General features: G+C 68.4%; 19 protein-coding genes. 12 read left to right on the top strand and 7 right to left on the bottom strand.

What is annotated here, in order from left to right; all coding sequences use genetic code 11:
* Positions 1–88 precede the first annotated feature (88 nt).
* The gene (locus M2421_RS13480; protein WP_259207523.1) at positions 89–1,348 is read right to left on the bottom strand and encodes a 6-phosphofructokinase; all 1,260 of its coding nucleotides are present in this window, start codon (positions 1,346–1,348) and stop codon (positions 89–91) included.
* A gap of 141 nt (positions 1,349–1,489) precedes the next feature.
* Here M2421_RS13480 and M2421_RS13475 point away from each other — a divergent pair, with 141 nt between their 5' ends.
* From M2421_RS13475 to M2421_RS13465, 3 genes are all read left to right on the top strand, one after another.
* Entirely contained in the window at positions 1,490–2,053 is a 564-nt protein-coding gene (locus tag M2421_RS13475; RefSeq protein WP_259207520.1) for an adenylate kinase, read from the top strand.
* Between the two features lie 326 nt (positions 2,054–2,379).
* Positions 2,380–3,744, top strand: coding sequence for a UDP-N-acetylmuramate:L-alanyl-gamma-D-glutamyl-meso-diaminopimelate ligase (gene mpl / locus M2421_RS13470; RefSeq protein ID WP_259207518.1), 1,365 nt, complete (start codon positions 2,380–2,382; stop codon positions 3,742–3,744).
* 13 nt (positions 3,745–3,757) lie between these two features.
* Positions 3,758–4,336, top strand: coding sequence for an LON peptidase substrate-binding domain-containing protein (locus tag M2421_RS13465; protein WP_259207516.1), 579 nt, complete (start codon positions 3,758–3,760; stop codon positions 4,334–4,336).
* 103 nt (positions 4,337–4,439) lie between these two features.
* Here the strand turns inward: M2421_RS13465 and M2421_RS13460 are convergent, their stop codons facing one another.
* Positions 4,440–6,440: a bifunctional DedA family/phosphatase PAP2 family protein gene (locus M2421_RS13460; protein WP_259207514.1), complete on the bottom strand. Its 2,001-nt coding sequence runs from the start codon at positions 6,438–6,440 to the stop codon at positions 4,440–4,442.
* Positions 6,441–6,542: 102 nt separating this feature from the next.
* On the opposite strand from M2421_RS13460, the gene M2421_RS13455 reads away from it, so the two are divergent.
* The gene (locus tag M2421_RS13455) at positions 6,543–7,205 is read left to right on the top strand and encodes a serine/threonine protein kinase (protein WP_259207512.1); all 663 of its coding nucleotides are present in this window, start codon (positions 6,543–6,545) and stop codon (positions 7,203–7,205) included.
* The gene (locus tag M2421_RS13450) at positions 7,202–7,720 is read left to right on the top strand and encodes a DUF2867 domain-containing protein (protein ID WP_259207510.1); all 519 of its coding nucleotides are present in this window, start codon (positions 7,202–7,204) and stop codon (positions 7,718–7,720) included. Before M2421_RS13455 ends, M2421_RS13450 begins: the two co-directional genes overlap by 4 nt.
* A 31-nt stretch (positions 7,721–7,751) precedes the next feature.
* On the opposite strand, the gene M2421_RS13445 is transcribed toward M2421_RS13450, so the two are convergent.
* The gene (locus M2421_RS13445; RefSeq protein ID WP_259207508.1) at positions 7,752–8,441 is read right to left on the bottom strand and encodes a hypothetical protein; all 690 of its coding nucleotides are present in this window, start codon (positions 8,439–8,441) and stop codon (positions 7,752–7,754) included.
* Between the two features lie 109 nt (positions 8,442–8,550).
* On the opposite strand from M2421_RS13445, the gene M2421_RS13440 reads away from it, so the two are divergent.
* The 4 genes from M2421_RS13440 (at position 8,551) to M2421_RS13425 (ending at position 12,936) form a co-directional block, all read left to right on the top strand.
* A complete protein-coding gene (locus tag M2421_RS13440) occupies positions 8,551–9,369 on the top strand; it encodes an NAD(P)-dependent oxidoreductase (protein WP_259207506.1) in 819 nt (272 codons plus the stop codon).
* A 176-nt stretch (positions 9,370–9,545) separates the two neighbouring features.
* Positions 9,546–10,424, top strand: coding sequence for a YiiG family protein (locus M2421_RS13435; protein ID WP_259207505.1), 879 nt, complete (start codon positions 9,546–9,548; stop codon positions 10,422–10,424).
* Between the two features lie 223 nt (positions 10,425–10,647).
* Positions 10,648–11,598, top strand: coding sequence for a YiiG family protein (locus tag M2421_RS13430; RefSeq protein WP_259207504.1), 951 nt, complete (start codon positions 10,648–10,650; stop codon positions 11,596–11,598).
* Positions 11,599–11,943: 345 nt separating this feature from the next.
* On the top strand, positions 11,944–12,936 hold the full coding sequence (locus M2421_RS13425) for a YiiG family protein (protein ID WP_259207502.1): 993 nt from the start codon (positions 11,944–11,946) through the stop codon (positions 12,934–12,936).
* Positions 12,937–12,987: 51 nt separating this feature from the next.
* On the opposite strand, the gene M2421_RS13420 is transcribed toward M2421_RS13425, so the two are convergent.
* A complete protein-coding gene (locus tag M2421_RS13420; protein WP_259207500.1) occupies positions 12,988–13,860 on the bottom strand; it encodes an ion transporter in 873 nt (290 codons plus the stop codon).
* 65 nt (positions 13,861–13,925) lie between these two features.
* Between M2421_RS13420 and M2421_RS13415 the strand changes: the two genes are divergently transcribed.
* On the top strand, positions 13,926–15,155 hold the full coding sequence (locus M2421_RS13415) for an acetylornithine transaminase (protein WP_259207498.1): 1,230 nt from the start codon (positions 13,926–13,928) through the stop codon (positions 15,153–15,155).
* Positions 15,156–15,215: 60 nt separating this feature from the next.
* On the opposite strand, the gene M2421_RS13410 is transcribed toward M2421_RS13415, so the two are convergent.
* Complete coding sequence (locus M2421_RS13410; RefSeq protein WP_259207496.1) at positions 15,216–15,827, bottom strand: HAD-IA family hydrolase; 612 nt, start codon at positions 15,825–15,827, stop codon at positions 15,216–15,218.
* A gap of 160 nt (positions 15,828–15,987) precedes the next feature.
* Between M2421_RS13410 and azu the strand changes: the two genes are divergently transcribed.
* Positions 15,988–16,398 carry an azurin gene (gene azu, locus M2421_RS13405; RefSeq protein ID WP_259207804.1) on the top strand — a complete coding sequence of 137 codons (411 nt, stop codon included), beginning with the start codon at positions 15,988–15,990 and terminating at the stop codon, positions 16,396–16,398.
* A 645-nt stretch (positions 16,399–17,043) separates the two neighbouring features.
* Here azu and hemL read toward each other — a convergent pair.
* Both hemL and thiE read right to left on the bottom strand, forming a co-directional pair.
* On the bottom strand, positions 17,044–18,333 hold the full coding sequence (gene hemL, locus M2421_RS13400) for a glutamate-1-semialdehyde 2,1-aminomutase (protein ID WP_259207493.1): 1,290 nt from the start codon (positions 18,331–18,333) through the stop codon (positions 17,044–17,046).
* Between the two features lie 15 nt (positions 18,334–18,348).
* The gene (gene thiE, locus M2421_RS13395; RefSeq protein WP_259207491.1) at positions 18,349–18,984 is read right to left on the bottom strand and encodes a thiamine phosphate synthase; all 636 of its coding nucleotides are present in this window, start codon (positions 18,982–18,984) and stop codon (positions 18,349–18,351) included.
* Between the two features lie 72 nt (positions 18,985–19,056).
* Between thiE and M2421_RS13390 the strand changes: the two genes are divergently transcribed.
* Positions 19,057–19,248, top strand: coding sequence for a rubredoxin (locus M2421_RS13390; protein WP_088432661.1), 192 nt, complete (start codon positions 19,057–19,059; stop codon positions 19,246–19,248).
* The last annotated feature ends 197 nt before the right edge of the window (positions 19,249–19,445 follow it).

Here is a 19,445-nt window from a genome sequence, read left to right as displayed (position 1 = left end):
TTGTATGAGGCGTCCGGGTGCGCCGCAATTGCCGATCGGCGCGGTTCGGCGATGGCATGCCCGCGGGCGTGCCACCGTCAGGCGCGGCTCAGCCGTCCTGCCAGGCCGGCAGTTTCTTCTTCACGCCCACGTTCTTGAGCGTGACGTACTTCGGCAAGCCGTCGGCACCATAGGGCAGCGGTGCCTCGCCCTTGATCAGCGGCGACAGGTAGGCGCGGGCCTTGGCGGTGATGCCGAAGCCATCCTTGCGGATGAAACCGGCCGGCATCTTCTTCTCGTGGTTGGCCACCTTGTGCAGCGGCGCCGCCTCGATCTTCCAGCGGTACGGCGCGTCGCTGCCGCGCACGATCACCGGCATCACCGCGTTCTGGCCCTTCAGCGCGAACTGCACCGCGGCCTTGCCTACCGCCTGCGCCTGTTCCCAGTCGGTCCTGGAGGCGATGTGCCGCGCCGAGCGCTGCAGGTAGTCGGGCAGGGTCCAATGCACTTTGTAGCCGAGCGCGTCCTTGACCCGGGCCGCCAACTGCGAGGCCACCCCGCCCAGCTGGGTATGCCCGAACGAATCCTTGCCGCCGCCGGCATCGGCGACGAAGCGGCCATCGGCGGTCTGGATGCCCTCCGAGGCCACTACCACGCAGTGGCCAACGCGCTCGACCACCTGCTTGACCTTGGCCAGGAAGGCGGCCTCGTCATAGGCCCGCTCGGGCAGCAGGATGATGTGCGGTGCATCGTCGGGGCCTTCCCCGGCCAGCCCGGCGGCCGCGGCCAGCCAGCCGGCGTGGCGGCCCATCGCCTCGTAGACGAACACCTTGGTGGAGGTCTCGGCCATCGCGGCCACGTCCAGCGCCGCCTCGCGCACCGACACCGCGGTGTACTTGGCTGCCGAGCCGAAGCCGGGGCAGGTATCGGTGACCGCCAGGTCGTTGTCGATGGTCTTGGGTACGCCGATGCAGGTCAGGTCGTAGTCGAAGGCCTTGGCCAACTGGGAGACCTTCCATGCGGTGTCGGCCGAATCGTTGCCACCGTTGTAGAGGAACCAGCGCACGTCGTGGGCGCGCAGCACCTCCAGCAGGCGCTCGTAGCGGGCCCGGTCGGCCTCCAGCGACTTGAGCTTGTAGCGGCACGAGCCGAAGGCCCCGCCCGGGGTATGGGCCAGCGCGGCGATGGCGGCCGCCGTCTCCCGGCTGGTGTCGATCAGGTCTTCACGGAGCGCGCCCAGGATGCCGTTGCGCGCGGCCAAGACCTTGATTCCCTTGGCCCGGGCGGTGCTGATGACCGCCGAGGCGGTGGCGTTGATGACGGCGGTGACGCCGCCTGACTGGGCGTAGAGCAGGGTACCTTTGGACATGGGTCGACCTTGGTCTGGGGGAAGGACATTGCAGAGACATTACCGGTATGGGGTAAAGTGCGCGTATTGCGGTGCAGCGTGATTGTGGACAATCCCGGGGCGCGCGCCCTTCCATTTTTTTACCAAGTTGGAGTCAGGTTGATGCGATTGGTTCTGTTGGGACCGCCCGGTTCGGGCAAGGGGACACAGGCGACGCGCCTGAAGGAACACCTGTCGATTGCGCATATTTCCACCGGCGACCTGCTGCGTGCCGAAGTGGCCGCAGGCACCGAGCTGGGCACGCAGGCCAAGGCGGTGATGGATGCCGGCAACCTGGTGTCCGATGACATCCTGCTGGGCATGCTGGAATCGCGCCTGGGCCAGGCCGACGTGGCCAACGGCTTCATCCTCGACGGTTACCCGCGCAACGTGGCCCAGGCCAATGCGCTGGACACCCTGCTGGCGAAGATCGGCCAGCCGCTGGATGCCGTCGTGCAGCTGGACGTGCCGACCGAACTGCTGGTCGAGCGCATCGCCGGCCGTGCCGCCGAACAGGGCCGCGCCGATGACAACCCCGAGTCGGTGCGTCAGCGCCTGCAGGTCTACAACGATCAGACTGCCCCGGTGGTGGATTTCTACGCCGGTCGCGGCACGCTGGCACGCGTGGATGGCGTGGGCGAGCTGGACGACGTGGAAGCGCGCATCCGCGCCGCGATCCACGGCTGAGCCCGCGGCGGCGCTGCCTCGGCAGCGCTGCTGTTCGGCCAGGCCGCATAAACACACACGCCCGGCCCCCGAAAGGGCCAGGCGTGCGGTTTAGGTGCCAGCGAACGGGCTTGCTCAGAGCCCCGCAGCATGAGCTCCCCTGGGGATGGCCTCTTGGGGAGTAGGACCAATGGGGTACCACGGCTGGCCAGCGCAATTGTGTCCGTATTCACACTAGCTCGCTATCGGGGATTCCCCGACACCCCGCGAAATTCTTCCTATGATCGATTGAGGAATTGTCTGACGACAATGGCCGACGACGCAGGGGATCGGCGACAATCCGACGCATGAGCACGATTCACATCCTTGGTATTGCCGGCACCTTCATGGGCGGCGTGGCCGCGTTGGCGCGGGAACTGGGCCAGACGGTCCGTGGCAGCGATCAGGCGATCTATCCGCCGATGTCCACCCAGCTGGAACAGCTGGGGATCGCGTTGGATCCCGGCTACCGGGCCGACAGCGTCGCCGCCGACTGCGACGCGGTGATCGTCGGCAATGCGTTGTCGCGCGGCAACCCGGCGGTGGAAGCGGTACTCGATGCCGGCCAGCGCTATATTTCCGGCGCGCAATGGTTGTCCGAACAGGTGCTGCCCGGCCGCGACACGCTCGCGGTGGCCGGCACCCACGGCAAGACCACCACCACCACCATCCTGACCTGGCTGCTGCAGGCCGCCGGCCGTGAGCCGGGCTTCCTGATCGGTGGCGTCGCCGAAGACTTCGGCGTGTCCGCGCGCCTGGGCCAGGGGCGTGAGTTCGTGGTCGAGGCGGACGAGTACGACACCGCCTTCTTCGACAAGCGCAGCAAGTTCGTGCACTACCGCCCGCTGGTGGCGATCCTCAACAACCTCGAATACGACCACGCCGACATCTTCCCGGACGTGGCGGCGATCCAGCGCCAGTTCCATCATCTGATCCGCACCGTGCCGGCGCGCGGGCGGTTGATCGTCAACGGCGAGGATGCCTACCTGGCCGAGGTGCTGGCGATGGGCTGCTGGACGCCGGTGGAACGGTTCGGCTTCGATCCGGGTCTGGAATGGCATGCCGAACTGGTCAGCGCCGACGGCAGTGCCTTCGTGGTGCATCATCGCGGCGCGCGCGTGGATGAAGTGCGCTGGTCGCTGCTGGGCCGCCACAACGTGCTCAACGGCCTGGCCGCGCTGGCCGCCGCACATGCGGTGGGCGTGGACCTGGCGACAGTGATCCCGGCGCTGGCCGGCTTCCGCAGCGTCAAGCGCCGCATGGAAGTGATCGGCCAGGCGCACGACATCACCATCTACGACGATTTCGCCCACCACCCCACCGCCATCCACACCACCTTGCAAGGCCTGCGCGCCAAGGTCGGCGATGCGCGGATCGTGGTGGCCATGGAGCCGCGCAGCAACTCGATGCGGCTTGGCGCGCATGCGCAGGCGCTGGCGCCGTCGCTGGCGCTCGCCGATGCGGTGGTGTTCCTGCACCGGCCGGAGCTGGCCTGGGACGCGGCCGGGGTGATCGCCGCCGTGCGCGGAGACGCCCACGCGGTGCCCGACACCGACGCACTGCTCGCCCGCCTCGGCGGGATCGCGCAGCCGGGCGACCACGTGGTGTTCATGTCCAACGGCGGCTTCGACGGCGCGCCGCGCCGTTTCCTGGCGCAGTTGCAGGCGTCCTGAGCCGGCGCATGGCATGACCGAGACCGTCTCCCTGCCGTTGTTCCCGCTGCATGCGGTGCTGCTGCCCGGCGCTGCGTTGGGCCTGCGCGTGTTCGAGCGTCGTTACCTGGACATGCTGCGCGAGTGCAGCCGCCAGGAAAGCAACTTCGGCATCTGCCTGATCCTGGAGGGCGAGGAAGTGGGGGCACCGGCATCGCCGGCCGCCTACGGGGTGGAGGCGCGGATCGAGGATTTCGACGTCGGCGCCGACGGCGTGCTGATGCTGCGCCTGCGCGGCCAGCGCCGCTTCCACGTCCTGCGCACGCGGGTGCGCGACAACGGGCTGATCCTGGCCGACGTGCAGTGGAGCACGCCCGACCACGACGACGAACTGCGGCCCGAGCATGCGCTGCTGGCGACCGTGCTCGAGCACATCATCGAGCAGGCCGGCAGCGCGTTCGCACCCAGCCACCCGGCCCAGCTTGAACAGGCGGCCTGGGTCGGCTGGCGGCTGGCCGAGCTGCTGCCGCTGGACGAGCCACAGCGCCTGCAACTGCTGCAGCACGACGACCCGCACCAGCGCCTGGAAGACCTGCTGGGCTGGATGCCGTAAGGCCCGACCGGCGCACACCGGGCGATCCCGCCGGTACGGGCGCGCCCCTATCACCCGCTGTTTACCTGCGCGCCGTCCATGCATGGCATGAACGGCGCGAGGATCACTCCGCTGCCGGCGTCCGAACCCGCAGCACCGGCATCTGCGTGTCCGGATGCGTATCGACCTGCTGCGGCAGGCCATCCAGTGCCTCGCGCACCGCCGACAGCGACGGGTCGATGCCGCGCATCGGCCGCCACATCCCGATCAGGTGGACATGCTGCTGGTAGTGCAGCGTCTGCGCGCTGCCCAGCCACAGCGGCTGGTTGCCCGGTTGCAGGCGCGTCGGCGCCGGCCACAGGCGCAGGGCGAAGATCTCGTTGGGCGCATTGCCCGGGCGCAGCATCAGCAGCGATTCCACCTGGGTATCCAGCGTGGCCGGCAGCACCGGCACGTCCTCCGGCGTGGCCGACTTGTCCAGCATCAGCAGCGCCTGCTCCCAGCCGGCCTGCGGCTGCACGCGCCAGCCCTGGCTCTCCAGGCGGCGCTGCAGCGGCGCCAGCGGCCCGGCCACCTGCACGTCCAGCGGCCAGCGCTGGTCGTCATCGAACTCATTGCGGCGCGAGGGAAGCTGTTTCCATTCCGCCTGCCACCAGGCAGCGGCGGCCACGTCCACCGGTGCCGGCTGGGCCGGTTCGAAGCGGGCGAGCTTGAGCGGGATGTTGCGCGGCGCGTACCACAGCGCGGCCACCGCGAAGGTGCCGTAGAACAACCACGCCACCGGCTTGACCCAGAACGAGCGGTTGAAGCGGCGGCGGTAGGCGATGCCCAGCACCAGCAGCCAGAAGATGCCGAACAGCATCCCGCCGATCACATCGCTCAGCCAGTGAGCGCCCAGGTACAGGCGCGCGAAGCCGATCAGGCTGACCACGATGCCCGACAGCAGGTACGGCCATACGCGGGTGCGGCCGGGCAGCTCGCGTGCGATCAGCACGGCGAAGAAGCCGAAGATGATGGTGGCCATGGTCACCGACACCGACGGGAAGCCGAAGCCGCTGCTGGCATCCGGTGGGCGCACCACGTGGACGGTGGCACCCAGCAGCTTGCACAGGGCCAGGCCGAAGGCCAGCGCCGCCAGCCAATGCGCCGCCGCCATCCAGCGCCGGCGCCAGACCAGGTAGCCCATGCCCACCGCGGTTGCCGGCAGCAGTACCTGCCAGGCACCCAGCGAGGCCAGGGCGGCCATCGGGTAGTCGGCCAGCGGGTTGCGCAGCGCCAGCATCGCGTCGTGCACGGCCAGGTCCAGGCGCAACGGCTCGCCGTGTGCGACCACGGCCATGAGCAGTGCGAACCAGCACCAGCCCAGCAACAACAGCATCAAGGCCAGCATCGCCAGTGGCACCGACTCGCGCCGCTGCGGATCGAACACCGAGACCGAATAACGGCCCAGCGTGGGGTGGCGCTGCGACCAGCGCAGCAGCGCGGCCAGCCAGCTGTCCATGCGCGAGGCCGACCAGCGGTAGCTGTACAGCACGATCGCCCAGACCGCGCCCATCACCACCGCGACCAGGCCCAGCACCATCACCAGCCGCCCGGCCACCGCCGCGACGGCGTCGTAGGCCTCGCCCAGCACCCAGCCCGGGGCAAGGAACAACACCGCCCAGGACAGGGCGGCAACGCCACTGGCCTGCACATAGCGCGACAGCGGCATCTTCATCATGCCGGCGATGGCCGGCACGAACGGCCGGATCGCGCCGACGTAGCGCGCCACCAGGATGCTCTTGAAGGCATTGCGGCGGAACATCGTCTCGCCGCGGTCGAGCAGTTGCGGGTACTTGCTGAAGGGCCAGAAGCCGCGCAGCCGATCACCCCAGCGCCGGCCGATCCAATAGCTGATGCCGTCGCCGGCAAACGCGCCCAGCGCCGCACAGGCCACCGCATAGGGGCCGGAAATCTGGCCCAGGCCGATGAACACGCCGACCGCGAACAACAGCGGCAACGCCGGCACGATCGCGCCCAGCACGATGACCGCATCGCAGAAGGCAATGAGGAAAATGACCGCGCCGGCAAGCACGGGGTGAGCTGAGATCCACGCAAGCGTGGCATCGATCCATGACGAGTCCATCACGCGATTATAGGGGGCGGAAGGTGACTGACTGCCGGCCAGCAGGGGCCAACGCGCGACATCTACAGTGAATGAACGCGATCGCCCGCCTAGAATGAGCCGATGAAGCCCGCCCCCGATCCCGCTCCCCATGCCCTGAAGGCCGACAGCTTCGGCCGCATCCTGCTGGTCGAGCAGGACGGCCAGCGCTTCGTGCGCCGCGACCTGGAGGCGACCCCGTGGTGGCTGCGACTGCCGGCCTGGTGGCTGGCCCGGCGCGAGGCGCACGCGCTGGCGCACCTGGACGGCATGGCCGACACCCCGGCATTGCTGGCCTGGAACGGGCGCTGGCTGGACCGCAGCTTCATGCCCGGCGATGCGATGTACCAGCGCCCGCCGCGTGGCGACCTGGCCTACTTCCGCGCCGCGCGCCGGCTGCTGCAGCGCGTGCACCGGCACGGCATCGCGCACAACGACCTGGCCAAGGAAGCCAACTGGCTGGTGCGCGAGGACGGCTCGCCGGCGCTGATCGATTTCCAGCTGGCGGTGATCGGCAACCCGCGGTCGCGCTGGATGCGCCTGCTGGCGCGCGAAGACCTGCGCCACCTGCTCAAGCACAAGCGCATGTATTGCCGCGAGTCGCTCACCCCGGTGGAGAAGCGCCTGCTCAAGCGCACCTCGTGGGTGCGTGATCTGTGGTTCCGCACCGGCAAGCCGGTGTACCGGTTCGTTACCCGGAAAATCCTGCACTGGGAAGACAACGAAGGGCAGGGACCGAAGCCGTGAGCGCGCCGCGCGTTGCGGTGGTGCCGCTTGGCGCCGGCAGCGTATTGCATGCGCAGTTGCCCGGCGCCGACTTCGCGCACGCCTGCCAGGCGGCCGTGGCGCGCGAGGGGCGCTCGGCGTTGCAGGCCTACACGGACATGGCGGCCACGGTGCCGGGCTGGTTCGATGGCTTGATGGCGCTGCGCAATCGGGGCATGGGCCTGCTCGGCATGAAGGACCTGGGCTCGCTGCGCGCGGTGCAGGAGAGCGTCGATCCACGGCCGGGCGACCGGCTCGGCATCTTCACCCTGCAGCAGTGCACGTCCGATGCGATCGTGCTGGAAGATGACGACCGCCACCTGCGCGTGCAGCTGGCGCTGCAATGGCGCGGCGATCTGCTGGAGATCGCCACGGTGGTCCACACCCATAACGCGTTTGGGCGGCTGTACATGCTGCCGGTGGCGCCGGTGCATCGCTGGATCGTGCCGCGTCTGTTGCGGCGGCAGGTGCTGCGATACGCGTCAAGCGCGCCATGATGGACGGCTGCGGGTGGCCGGCCCGGCCGGATCACGGTGCGGGTGTCGGCACCACATGCTGCCCGACGAAGTGCCGCGTGGCGTCGAAGTCGTAACCGATCTGTAGTTGGCCCACGTCCGCGCACGCGTGGCACTCGCGCAGCGGGGTGCGGTACACCAGACGCACTCCGCCGCCTTCCAGCGGCGTGCCGCCCGCCGCCTGTGCCGGCGCAAACGGCGTTGCCTGGGGATGGGCGTTGAGCAGCGCCTGCACGCCGGGATCGGCGCGCAGCGTGTCGTCCAGCTGTACGGTGTCCACGTCGATGCGCTTGCCGCCGGCGTCGATCAGCCGCGTGCCTTCGTTGGTATTGGCGCGGAACGGGTAGGCCACCGTGGCCACGCCGATGCCGTCCTGTTCATGCCACGCGGTCACATACGCCAGTTCGCCGGCGCTGGACAACTGCCCGGCGGCGGTAACCGCATCGGCGCTGGCGCCGCCGGCCTGCATTGCCTTGGTCAGGCAATCGCGGGTGGCCGCAGCCTCGCCCTGGCGACAACTGTTCAGGTCGCCGCTCCACACGACTGCGGGACTCCAGCGCAGCGCACTGTCGGCGGCCATGCGCGCCGTGCCGGTGGCTGGCCCGGGCGTCGTGGCGCGGGGCGGCTCGGACGACCCGCCCTGGCAGGCGGTGGTGATCAACAGCAGGCCAACGGCGGGCAGCAGGCAACGGGAACGGCGCATGGCAGGAACCTCGCAGCGGTAACCGGAGCGTCACTATCGTCAAGGGGCGGTTAATTGCGCGTGGTCGCGGCATACTGGGCCGATCACCGATTTCGCCGGAGCACGCGACATGGCCAGTCTGCAAGGCAAGACCCTCTTCATCACCGGCGCCTCGCGCGGCATCGGCCTGGCCATCGCCCTGCGCGCGGCGCAGGATGGCGCGAACGTTGCCATCGCGGCCAAGTCGGCGGTGCCCAACCCGAAGCTGCCCGGGACCATCCACAGTGCCGTCGAGGCGGTCACCGCCGCCGGTGGTCAGGGCCTGGCGCTCAAGTGCGACATCCGCGAGGAAGACCAGGTACGCGCGGCGGTGGCCGCGACCGTGGACACCTTCGGCGGCATCGACATCCTGGTCAACAACGCCAGCGCGATCTGGCTGCGTGGCACGCTGGACACCCCGATGAAGCGCTTCGACCTGATGCAGCAGGTCAATTCGCGCGGCAGTTTCCTGTGCGCGCAGGCCTGCCTGCCCTACCTGCTGCAGGCGCCCAACCCGCATATCCTCACCCTGGCGCCGCCGCCAAGCCTGGACCCCAAATGGTGGGGGCCGCATACCGGCTACACGCTGGCCAAGATGGGCATGAGCTTTGTCACCCTGGGCCTGGCCGCCGAGTTCGGGCCGCAGGGCGTGGCGGTCAACGCCTTGTGGCCGCGCACGATCATCGCCACCGACGCGGTCAACATGATTCCCGGCGTGGACATCAACGGCTGCCGCACGCCGCAGATCCTGGCCGATGCCGCGCATGCGGTGTTGACCCGCGATGCGGCCGGTTTCAGCGGGCAGTTCCTGCTTGACGACGAGGTGCTGGCGCAGGCCGGCATCACCGACCTGAGCGGCTATGCGGTGGATCCGTCGCAGCCGTTGCTGCCGGATCTGTTCCTGGAGTGATCGGACAATAGCGTCAGCACCCGCCGGGATCGGCAGCCATCGCACGCACAGTTGCTACCGTGCACGCCCCCTCCCGTGTGTGCCGCCGTATGTCCCGCCGAAATCATCACCTGTCCCTGGCTGCCGTCGTTGCCCTCGTCAGCCTGCTCGGCGCCTGCAGCAAGGGGGCTCCCGCTATGCCCAGCGCCCAGAGCATCGAGAAAACCAACGCCTACATCGCGTGTTTCAACGCGGTGGAGGGTCCTGTCCGCGAAGGCTATCTCCGTTACATCAGCTGGATGAAAGATCCGGAGGCCGGTCCTGCAGGAACCGAGAAGGGGATGCGCGGCCCTGGCGTGCCCCTGTCACACAACGTGGACCGATGCGAGGATCCGATTGTCGCCGCCCTGGCCATGGTGCCTGCGGATGCCGCGCTGGATCCCGTCGCCCGGGCGTACCAGCAGCGCTTCCTTGAACTACACGCGTTGATCGAGCAGGTAGACCGCTACTACACGCGCGAAGACTATCTGCGGGATGATCGCGCCGGCGTACGCAACCAGCATGGCCCTGTGATGCAGGCGTACGCGGCGTTCTTTCAGGCCAGCACCGTCCTGAACGCGGCGTTGGATGCGCGGGAAGATGAGCGCCGTCAGGCGCAACTGGACGACATCGAAGCGGACCAAGGGCGCTCTGCCGCCTACTACCAGCTGAAAATCCTCGGCGATGGCAAGCAGCTGGTGACCCAGTTGGGCGGCCAGTCCCCGGATTTGGCGCTCGCGCGTGCCCGTCTGGCCGACTTCCAGGCGCTGCTGAAGCAGGCCCAAGCGGACAGGGTGGGTCAGGGGGATGCCATGTGGGGACACCTTGAGCGCGCCGCCGATGTGCTCGCCCGTGACGCCGGCCGTCGCGTCGAACGCCTGCAGGCCAACAAGCCCCTCACCCAAAGCGAGCAGATGTTGATGCAGCGCGGTGGCCGGATCGGCAATCCGCAGGGGTCGGCCGAGGAACTCAACGCCAGCTACAACGACCTGGTCGCCGCCAGCAATCGACTGAGCCGGATCCGGGGTTCGCGCTGAACCTGTCGCGCTGCGGCGGGGCACGGATCCACGACCGCGGCTCGTCCCATCGGCACGGCCCCGCATCACCGAGCTGGAGCGTCTACGCGGTGGATCCATCACGCGCGCTGCTGCCGGATCAGTTCCTGGCGTGAGCCTGCGGCAGCGTTGCAGGGCGAGAGCGTCGACAAAAGCTCCACGCCCGGCTGCTACTGTGCGTGCCCCCTTTTGTCTGGTCTGTTGAATGTCCCATCGCAAACGAAGTGCATCGCTCGCCGCAGCCATCGCCGTCATCGGCCTGCTCGGTGCCTGCAGCAAAGGCCCCTCGCATGCCGTCGATACGGAAGGCGTTGAGAAGGTGAATGCCTACATCGCGTGTTTCAACGCGGTGGAGCAGCCCATCCATGAAGGCTTCCAGCAGTACACCGGCTGGATGCAGGATCCGAAGGCAGGCCCGACCGGCAAGGAGGCGCACGTGCGCGGACCGGGCATGGTGCTGTCGCACCGCGTCGCGCTGTGCAATGAACCGATGGTGGCGGCATTGGCGATGACCCCGGCCGATGCGGCGCTGGATCCGCCTGCGCGCACCTACCAGCAACGCTTCGTTGACCTGTACGCGCTGATCGAACAGACCGACCGCTACTACACCCGCGAGGACTACCTGCGCGACGACCACGCGGGCATGCGCACCCAGCACGGCCCGCTGATGCAGGCCTACACGGCGTTCTTCGAGGCCAGCGATGCGCTGGATGCGGCGCTGGAGACGCGCGAGGATGAGCGTCGTCGCGCCCAGTTGAAGGAGATCGAAGCGGCCGAAGGGCGCTCTGCGTCCTACTACCAGCTCCGGATCGTGGGCGACGCCAAGCAGCTGGTGGCGCTGTTGACGGCCGAGACGCCGGACCTGGCCGTGGCCCGCACCCAGCTGGCCGCCTTCCAGGCCCTGCTGAAGCAGGCCCAGGACGACAAGATCGGCAAGGGTGATGCCATGTGGGGCCACCTCGAGCGCGCTGCCGACGGGCTGGCCCGGGACGCGGGTCGTCGCGTGGACCGCCTGCAGGAAAACAAGCCGCTGACCCGCAGCGAGCAGATCCTGATGCAGGGCGGCGGCCGCATCGGCAACCCGCAGGGCTCGGCCGAAGCGGTGACCGACAGCTACAACGATCTGGTCGACGCCAGCAACCAGCTGTCGCGCTGAGGCGCAGCGCCACGTCGCTGTCGGCGACGACAGCGTCAACGCAGCGGGGCGGCGCACGCCCTGCCGCGTGCACGCCTTCAGGGCTCCGGCGTTGGACACCGGCGGCCGTTTCTCGCCGCAGTGGCGGCAACGCAGCGCATCGGGCGCGCGTCCATCCAGCCCACCGTGCGGACAGCCGCGGGCATCGCGCGTGCTCGGCGTCGCGCACGGTGATGGCCAACTACAACGACCTGGTGGAGATGCGCAACCGCATGGCGCGGTTGAGTGGCGCGCGCTGCGGTCGGCAGCGCCGGTGGGCTTGGGTACAATGCGCGGCTGAAATCGTTTCCAACAAGGATGTCACGCATGATCCGTACGCTTCCCGTCGCCCCGCTGGCTGTAGCGCTGTCGCTGCTGCTCACCGCCTGTGGCGGCAAGAGCCCGGGCGCCGCCCCCGATGCGGTGACCCAGGCCGGCAAGGCGGCCGATACCGCTGCGCAGGATGCCGAGCAGGCACTGACCGCCAAGCTCAACAGCTACATCGACTGCTACAACGATGTCGATTCCGGCATCCATCGCGGCATCGGCTATTACACGGGCTGGATGAAGGATCCCAAGGTCGGTCCGAGCGGTCGCGAAGAACGTCCGATCGGACCGCCGGACCTGGACGCCGACGACCTCAAGACCTGCGATGCCGCCATTCCCACCGCGATCGCTGCCGCGCCGGCGCTGCCGGAGCTGGACAAGGCGGCCAAGGTTTACCTGGACAGCCTGCACGCCCTGCAGCCGCTCACCCACGCGGCCTACGACTACTACAAGCGCGAAGACTTCGAAGACGACGGCTACGCGCGCGGCAAGGCGATGCATGCCCCGCTGATGGACGCGCTGGCCGCCTTCGTGCAGGCCAGCGAAGTGTTCAGCACCGCGCTGGAGGCCGAGAACGACCGCGCCCAGCAGGCCCAGCTGCAGGCGTTGGAAAAGCAGGAAGGCCGCACCCGCACGTACTACCGCCTGGCCATCATGCTGGAGGCCAAGTCGCTGATGGACCTGATGGCCGAAGATGACTTCGACGTGGTGCAGGGGCGCGCCCGACTGGACGCGTTCAACACCATCGCCGACGAAGCGCACGCCAAGGTGGCCGACCAGGAACCGGGCAAGATGGACTGGAACAGCTTCGAGACCGCCGCGGAGAATTTCCGTCGCGAGGGCAAGGAGCGGATCAAGCGCGTGGCCGACAAGACCCCGTACAGCGACTTCGAACAGCGCATGCTGGATTCGCCGTCGCATGCGCCGCAAGGCTCGGCCGGGCGCCTGTTGAACGAATACAACAGCCTGGTGTTCCAGAGCAACCGCCAGTAAGCGGCAGTGCGATCCCCCCCGGTGCGTGCAGCGCGCCGGGGTGGATCGAAGTTATGTATTGAAGGTATCGGGCAATGCGTCGCCGCACCGGCGGCAATGCCGGGCATCCGGTTCGTGGCCTTCCAGCCCGCAGTGCGCGCAGCCACGGGCATCGCGGCGCGCGGCGAGGTCGGCGTCGCGCATGGTGCTGGCCAGCTCGGCGGTGTAGATGCCGGTGGGCACGGCGATGATGCTGTAGCCGATCAGGATCAGCACCGAGGTGACGAAGCGGCCGAGCACGGTCTGCGGCACGATGTCGCCGAAGCCGACCGTGGCCATGGTCACCACCGCCCAGTACATGCTGCTGGGGATGCTGGTGAAGCCGTGGTTGGGGCCTTCGATCACGTACATGAGGGTGCCGGCGATGATCGTGATGGTCACCACCGTGAACAGGAACAGCAGGATCTTGCGCCGGCTGCGCCACAGCGATTCCATCAGCACACCGCTTTCTTCGATGTAGCGGGTCAGCTTGAGGATGCGGAACACGCGCAGGATGCGCAGCGCGCGGACCACCAGCAGGCTCTGTGCGCCGGGAATGAACAGCGACAGGTAGGTCGGCAGGATCGAGGCCAGGTCGATGATGCCCCAGATGCTGAATGCGTACCGCAGCGGGCGCCGGACCACCACCAGCCGCAGCAGGTACTCGGCGGTGAACAGCACCGTGAAGCCCCATTCCAGCACGTACAGCCAGCTGGCGTGGGCGATGTGGAAGCGCTGCACGCTGTCGAACATGACCACCAGCACGCTGGCGATGATGGCGTAGACCAGCAGCAGGTCGAAATTGCGCGATGGCCGGGTGTCGTGCCGGTAGATGATGTCGAACCAGGTCCGGCGCCAGCCGGTCTCGGTGGCGGGGTTGAGCTGGGGGGCGGTGAACGGTCGCATGGGCTGCATTGTGCCCCACCGGCCCAAAGCGCGAGAATGGGACTTTCCCGCACCCCCTGACCGCCATGACCGCCGCTGCCACCGATCCGCTGTTGTCCCTGTCGCATTACTACCTGCCGGTCTATAAACCGCGCCAGGTGGTGCTCGAACGCGGCCAGGGCGCGCGCGTCTGGGACACCCGGGGCCGCGAGTTCATCGACCTGGCCGCCGGCATCGCCGTGTGCGGGCTGGGCCATAACGACCCGGACCTGACCGCCGCGCTGGTCGAGCAGGCCGGCAAGCTCTGGCACACCAGCAACGTGTTCTACAGCGAGCCGCCGCTGCGCCTGGCCGAAGAACTGGTCACCTCCTCGCGTTTCGCCGAGCGGGTGTTCCTGTGCAACTCCGGCGCCGAAGCCAATGAAGTGGCGATCAAGCTGGTGCGCAAGTGGGCCTCCTCGCTGGGCCGCCCCGCCCATCAGCGGGTGATCGTGACCTTCCGTGGCAGCTTCCATGGCCGCACCCTGGCCGCGGTGACCGCCACCGCCCAGCCGAAGTACCAGGAAGGCTACGAGCCGTTGCCCGGTGGCTTCCGCTACGTCGATTTCAACGATGAGACGCAGCTGGAAACCGCGATGGCGGCCGGCGACGTGGCCGCGGTGATGCTGGAGCCGATCCAGGGCGAGGGCGGGGTGATGCCGGCCAAGCCGGGCTTCATGCAGCGCATCCGCGAACTGTGCGACCAGCACAACGCGCTGATGGTGCTCGATGAGATCCAGGCTGGCATGGGCCGCACCGGCACGCTGTTCGCGCACTGGCAGGACGGCATCAAGCCGGACATCGTCACCCTGGCCAAGGCCCTGGGCGGCGGTTTCCCGATCGGCGCGATGCTGGCCGGCCCGAAGGTGGCCGAGGTGATGCAGTTCGGTGCGCACGGCACCACCTTCGGCGGCAACCCCCTCGCGGCGGCCGTGGCGCGCGTGGCGCTGCGCAAGCTGTCTTCGCCGGAGATCGCGCACAACGTAAGCCGCCAGTCGCAGGCGCTGCGCGATGGCCTGGGCAGGATCAACGACGAGTTCAAGGTGTTCAGCCAGGTGCGCGGCCGCGGCCTGATGCTGGGTGCGGTGCTGGACAGGGATTTCGCCGGCCAGGCCGGTGCCATCCTCGACCATGCCGCCGAGCACGGTCTGTTGACCTTGCAGGCGGGTCCGGACGTGTTGCGCTTCGTGCCCTCGTTGAACATCACCGATGAAGAAATCGCCGAAGGCCTGAAGCGGCTGCACGCCGCGATTGCCGGGTTCATCGCGTCGCGGTAGCGCCGACCGAGGGTCGGCCGCTGTTGTCTTGGGGCGAACAGAGCCGACCCACGGTCGGCTCTACGCCAGGCCGTAGCGCTTGAACACCTTGCCGATACCGCGGCTGTCGCTCGCCGTCTCCGCCTGCAATCCCGCCTGCCGCGCGCCGCGCACGTTGACGAACAGGTCATCGATGAACAGCGTGCGCTCGGCGCGCGTGCCAAGCAGCGTCACGGCCTGCACGAACACGGCCGGGTCCGGTTTGCGTCCACCGAGTGCACCGCTGCACAGGATGCGCCCGCTCAGGGCCTCGGCCAGGGTAGGGAGGATGCGCGGGATGGTCTGGGCCATGAGCGCGCCGTTGTTGGTCAGGATGGCGATCGGCAGATCACGCGCGATGCGTTCGACGCGTTCGATCACCCCGTCCTGCGGCGATGACGCGGCAATGCGCGCGTCCTGCCATTGCGCGATGCTCACCGGGGTGCCCAATGCAGTGCCCAACTGCTGCAGGTACAGCGCGCTGTCCAGCCCGGCGTCATGCCGTTGCTCCAGGCCGCTGTCGAACAGCGCGGCCTGCACCTGTGCGGCGCTGCGGCGGGTGCTGGCGGCGAGGTGACGCACGCGCACGTGGCGCGCATGGCGCACCAGCACGCCATCGAAATCCAGCAGCAGGCAGTCCACGGCAACCGGCATCGGCAACGTTCGTCCAGGTCCAGTGCCGACCGTACCTTACTCCGGGTGCGCGCTGCGACATCGCGTCGCAGGTGGGCGGGCAAGCGGCTGTCTAGAATCTCCGGACTGAGTGTTGGAGATCGCCGTGAACCTGCTTGCCCCCGTACTGCTCGCCGGCCTGATGCTGGCCCCGGCTGCCCACGCCCGCGTGTGCGCGGTCACCATCGACAGCACCGACCAGATGAGCTTCAGCCAGAAGGAGATCAAGGTCGGCGCGGACTGCACGCAGGTGAAGCTGACCCTGCGCCACACCGGCAAACTGGCCGCCACCGCGATGGGCCACAACTGGGTGCTCACCCGCAGCGCCGATTACCAGCCGGTGGCGATGGCGGGCATGCGCATGACCCTGGCCGACAGCTACCTGCCCAAGGCCGATGCACGGGTGCTGGCACATACGGCGGTGATCGGCGGCGGCCAGAGCACCAGCGTCACCTTCGCCACGGCCAAGCTGGCCAAGGGCGGCGACTACACGTTCTTCTGCTCGTTCCCGGGCCACTTCGCGATGATGAAGGGCCGATTCGTTTTCGGCTGACGCGTAGCTGCCGTCCTGTGAGTGCACGCAATGCCTGATCGAACAGCAGCCACGCATGGCGTGGCTCTACGATGGTCGGATTGCACGTGTAGAGCCACCCCATGGGTGGCTGCACGCAATGCCTGATCGAACGGCAGCCACGCATGGCGTGGCTCTACGATGGTCGGATTGCACGCGTAGAGCCACCCCATGGGTGGCTGCACGCAATGCCTGATCGAACGGCAGCCACGCATGGCGTGGCTCTACGATGGTCGGATTGCACGCGTAGAGCCACCCCATGGGTGGCTGCACGCAATGCCTGATCGAACAGCAGCCACGCATGGCGTGGCTCTACGGTGGTTGGATTGCACAGGTAGAGCCACCCCATGGGTGGCTGCACGCAATGCCTGATCGAACAGCAGCCACGCATGGCGTGGCTCTACGATGGTCGGATTGCACGCGTAGAGCCACCCCATGGGTGGCTGCACGCAATGCCTGATCGAACAGCAGCCACGCATGGCGTGGCTCTACGATGGTCGGATTGCACGCGTAGAGCCACCCCATGGGTGGCTGCGGCGAGCCATCCGCGTAGAGCCACCCCATGGGTGGCTGCACGTAATGCCTGATCGAACGGCAGCCACGCAGGGCGTGGCGCCATGCGCCCGCTCAGCCCTTGACGACCTTGAACGCCTCGCGCGCCGCAGCGATCGTCGCATCGATCACGCCGTCATCGTGCGCGCTGGACATGAAGCCGGCTTCGTACGCCGACGGTGCCAAGAATACGCCGCGCTCGAGCATCGCGTGGAAGAAGGTGTTGAATGCGCTGATGTCGCAGGAGGTGGCCTGGGCGTAGGTCTCCACCTTCTGGTCGGTGAAGAACAGGCCGAACATCGCGCCCACCTGGTTGGTGGTCACGGCCACGCCCGCCTCGGCGGCGGCTGCCTCCAGCCCCGCGCACAGGCGCGCGCTGGCCGCGCCCAAGCGGTCGTGGAAACCCGGTGCCTGCACCAGGTCCAGCATCGCCAGGCCGGCGGCCATCGCCACCGGATTGCCGCTGAGCGTGCCGGCCTGGTAGATCGGGCCGGCCGGGGCGATCTGCTCCATCAGGTCCGCACGGCCACCGTAGGCGCCCACCGGCATGCCGCCGCCGATGATCTTGCCGAAGGTGGTCAGGTCCGGGGTAATGCCGTAGTGCGCCTGCGCACCGCCGAGGGCGACGCGGAACCCGGTCATCACCTCGTCGAAGATCAGCAGCGCACCGTACTGGGTGCAGAGTGCGCGCAGGTGCTGCAGGTAACCCTCGCGCGGCGGGATGCAGTTGGCGTTGCCGACCACCGGTTCGATGATCAGCCCGGCGATGTGCTCGCCCTGCTCGGCAAACAGCGCGGTGGCCGCGTCGACATCGTTGTAGGGCAGGGTGAGGGTGAGTTCGCTCAGGCCGGCCGGCACGCCCGGCGAGGTCGGCACGCCCAGGGTCAGCATGCCGCTGCCGGCCTTGACCAGGAATGAGTCGCCGTGGCCGTGATAGCAGCCTTCGAACTTCACGATGCGGCTGCGCCCGGTGGCCCCGCGCGCCAGACGGATTGCCGACAGCGTGGCCTCGGTACCTGAGTTGACCATGCGCACCATCTCGCACGACGGCACCAGGCGGGTGAGCGTTTCGGCCATGGTCACTTCGGCTTCGCAGGGCGCGCCGAAGGACAGGCCGTTGTTGATCGCGTGCTTCACCGCCTGGCGTACGGCGGGGTGGTTGTGGCCGACGATCATCGGGCCCCACGAACCGACATAGTCGATGTAGCGGTTGCCATCGACGTCGTACAGGTACGCGCCGTCGGCACGCTCGACGAAGAACGGCTCACCGCCCACCGACTTGAACGCGCGCACCGGCGAATTGACGCCGCCCGGCAGCAGCGTCCGGGCGCGGGTGAACAGGGCGTGGGACTGGTCGTGGTTCATGGGGTGTCCTGGGTATTACGGGAACTGGGCGAGGAAGGCGCGCTGGGTGGCGACCGGATCGGCGGCGGCGAACACGCTGCTGACCACGGCCACCAGATCGGCGCCGGCATCGAGGATGGGACCGACATTGTCCGGGCTCAGCCCGCCGATCGCCACCCGCGGTACGCCGAGCGCGGCGCTTTGCCGCAGCAGGTCCGGCGTGGCGCGGCTGGTGGTGACCTTGGTGGTGGTGGGAAAGAACGCGCCGAAGGCCACGTAGCTGGCACCGGCGGCGACGGCACGCTCGGCGTTGGCCAGCTGGTCGTAGCAGGACGCGCCGATGATGGCATCCGGCCCGAGCAGCGCCCGTGCGGCGCCGATGTCGCCATCGGTGCCGCCCAGGTGCACGCCGGCAGCGCCCACGGCCTGGGCGAGCAGTGGATCGTCGTTGATGATCAGCGGCACGCCGTGTTCGGCGCACAGCGCCTGCAGGGCGGTGGCCTGCGCCCGTTTCAGTGCGGCGTCGGCGCCCTTGTTGCGGTACTGCAGCCAGGTGGCGCCAGCGGCCAGCAGCGGCGCGGTGCGCGCCAGCAGGCGCGCGGTGTCGGCATCGTCCGGGGTGATCAGGTAAACGCCGCGCGCGCGGGGCGTGGAGGCTGAAGCTGGAGTCATCGGTGGCTACCGGTAGTACGACGGGAGTGGGACAATGGCCTTCGCCAGTTCTTGCCCAGCCGTGATTATCCAATGACCGATGCCACCGCCACCACCTTCCGCACCTGGATGTGCGTTGTCTGCGGGTTCCTGTACAGGGAAGAGGACGGCCTGCCCGAAGAAGGCATCGCGCCGGGCACGCGCTGGGAAGACATTCCCGAGACCTGGACCTGCCCGGACTGCGGCGTGACCAAGGACGATTTCGAGATGGTCGAGGTCGATTGAGGGCAGCGGCCTGGTTCCTTGGCCTGCGGGGGAAAGCAGCCGAGCATGGCTCGGCTCTACCAGATCGCAGCCAATTTTCCGTTCTACCGGTAATGCCGAGCATGGCTCGGCTCTACCCGGTCGCAGCCAACGTTCCGTTCCGCCGGTAATGCCGAGCATGGCTCGGCTCTACCCGGTCGCAGCCAATGTTGCCTTCC

The sequence above is a fragment of the Stenotrophomonas sp. BIGb0135 genome, assembly GCF_024810105.1.
Lineage (GTDB): Bacteria > Pseudomonadota > Gammaproteobacteria > Xanthomonadales > Xanthomonadaceae > Stenotrophomonas > Stenotrophomonas maltophilia_AB.
Note: the sequence above shows the minus strand (reverse complement) of the source record. Positions and strands in the feature narration are given on the sequence as shown.

What these genes read in the sequence shown, in the direction of transcription:
- M2421_RS13465 (WP_259207516.1), top strand. Translation starts at nt 3,758, where the DNA reads ATGACCGAGACCGTCTCCCTGCCGTTGTTCCCGCTGCATGCGGTGCTG.
- M2421_RS13420 (WP_259207500.1), bottom strand. Translation starts at nt 13,860, where the DNA reads ATGCGACCGTTCACCGCCCCCCAGCTCAACCCCGCCACCGAGACCGGC.
- M2421_RS13390 (WP_088432661.1), top strand. Translation starts at nt 19,057, where the DNA reads ATGACCGATGCCACCGCCACCACCTTCCGCACCTGGATGTGCGTTGTC.
- M2421_RS13430 (WP_259207504.1), top strand. Translation starts at nt 10,648, where the DNA reads ATGTCCCATCGCAAACGAAGTGCATCGCTCGCCGCAGCCATCGCCGTC.
- M2421_RS13410 (WP_259207496.1), bottom strand. Translation starts at nt 15,827, where the DNA reads ATGCCGGTTGCCGTGGACTGCCTGCTGCTGGATTTCGATGGCGTGCTG.
- M2421_RS13415 (WP_259207498.1), top strand. Translation starts at nt 13,926, where the DNA reads ATGACCGCCGCTGCCACCGATCCGCTGTTGTCCCTGTCGCATTACTAC.
- M2421_RS13440 (WP_259207506.1), top strand. Translation starts at nt 8,551, where the DNA reads ATGGCCAGTCTGCAAGGCAAGACCCTCTTCATCACCGGCGCCTCGCGC.
- M2421_RS13480 (WP_259207523.1), bottom strand. Translation starts at nt 1,348, where the DNA reads ATGTCCAAAGGTACCCTGCTCTACGCCCAGTCAGGCGGCGTCACCGCC.
- mpl (WP_259207518.1), top strand. Translation starts at nt 2,380, where the DNA reads ATGAGCACGATTCACATCCTTGGTATTGCCGGCACCTTCATGGGCGGC.
- M2421_RS13435 (WP_259207505.1), top strand. Translation starts at nt 9,546, where the DNA reads ATGCCCAGCGCCCAGAGCATCGAGAAAACCAACGCCTACATCGCGTGT.
- M2421_RS13445 (WP_259207508.1), bottom strand. Translation starts at nt 8,441, where the DNA reads ATGCGCCGTTCCCGTTGCCTGCTGCCCGCCGTTGGCCTGCTGTTGATC.
- M2421_RS13455 (WP_259207512.1), top strand. Translation starts at nt 6,543, where the DNA reads ATGAAGCCCGCCCCCGATCCCGCTCCCCATGCCCTGAAGGCCGACAGC.
- azu (WP_259207804.1), top strand. Translation starts at nt 15,988, where the DNA reads ATGCTGGCCCCGGCTGCCCACGCCCGCGTGTGCGCGGTCACCATCGAC.
- M2421_RS13475 (WP_259207520.1), top strand. Translation starts at nt 1,490, where the DNA reads ATGCGATTGGTTCTGTTGGGACCGCCCGGTTCGGGCAAGGGGACACAG.
- thiE (WP_259207491.1), bottom strand. Translation starts at nt 18,984, where the DNA reads ATGACTCCAGCTTCAGCCTCCACGCCCCGCGCGCGCGGCGTTTACCTG.
- M2421_RS13425 (WP_259207502.1), top strand. Translation starts at nt 11,944, where the DNA reads ATGATCCGTACGCTTCCCGTCGCCCCGCTGGCTGTAGCGCTGTCGCTG.
- hemL (WP_259207493.1), bottom strand. Translation starts at nt 18,333, where the DNA reads ATGAACCACGACCAGTCCCACGCCCTGTTCACCCGCGCCCGGACGCTG.
- M2421_RS13460 (WP_259207514.1), bottom strand. Translation starts at nt 6,440, where the DNA reads ATGGACTCGTCATGGATCGATGCCACGCTTGCGTGGATCTCAGCTCAC.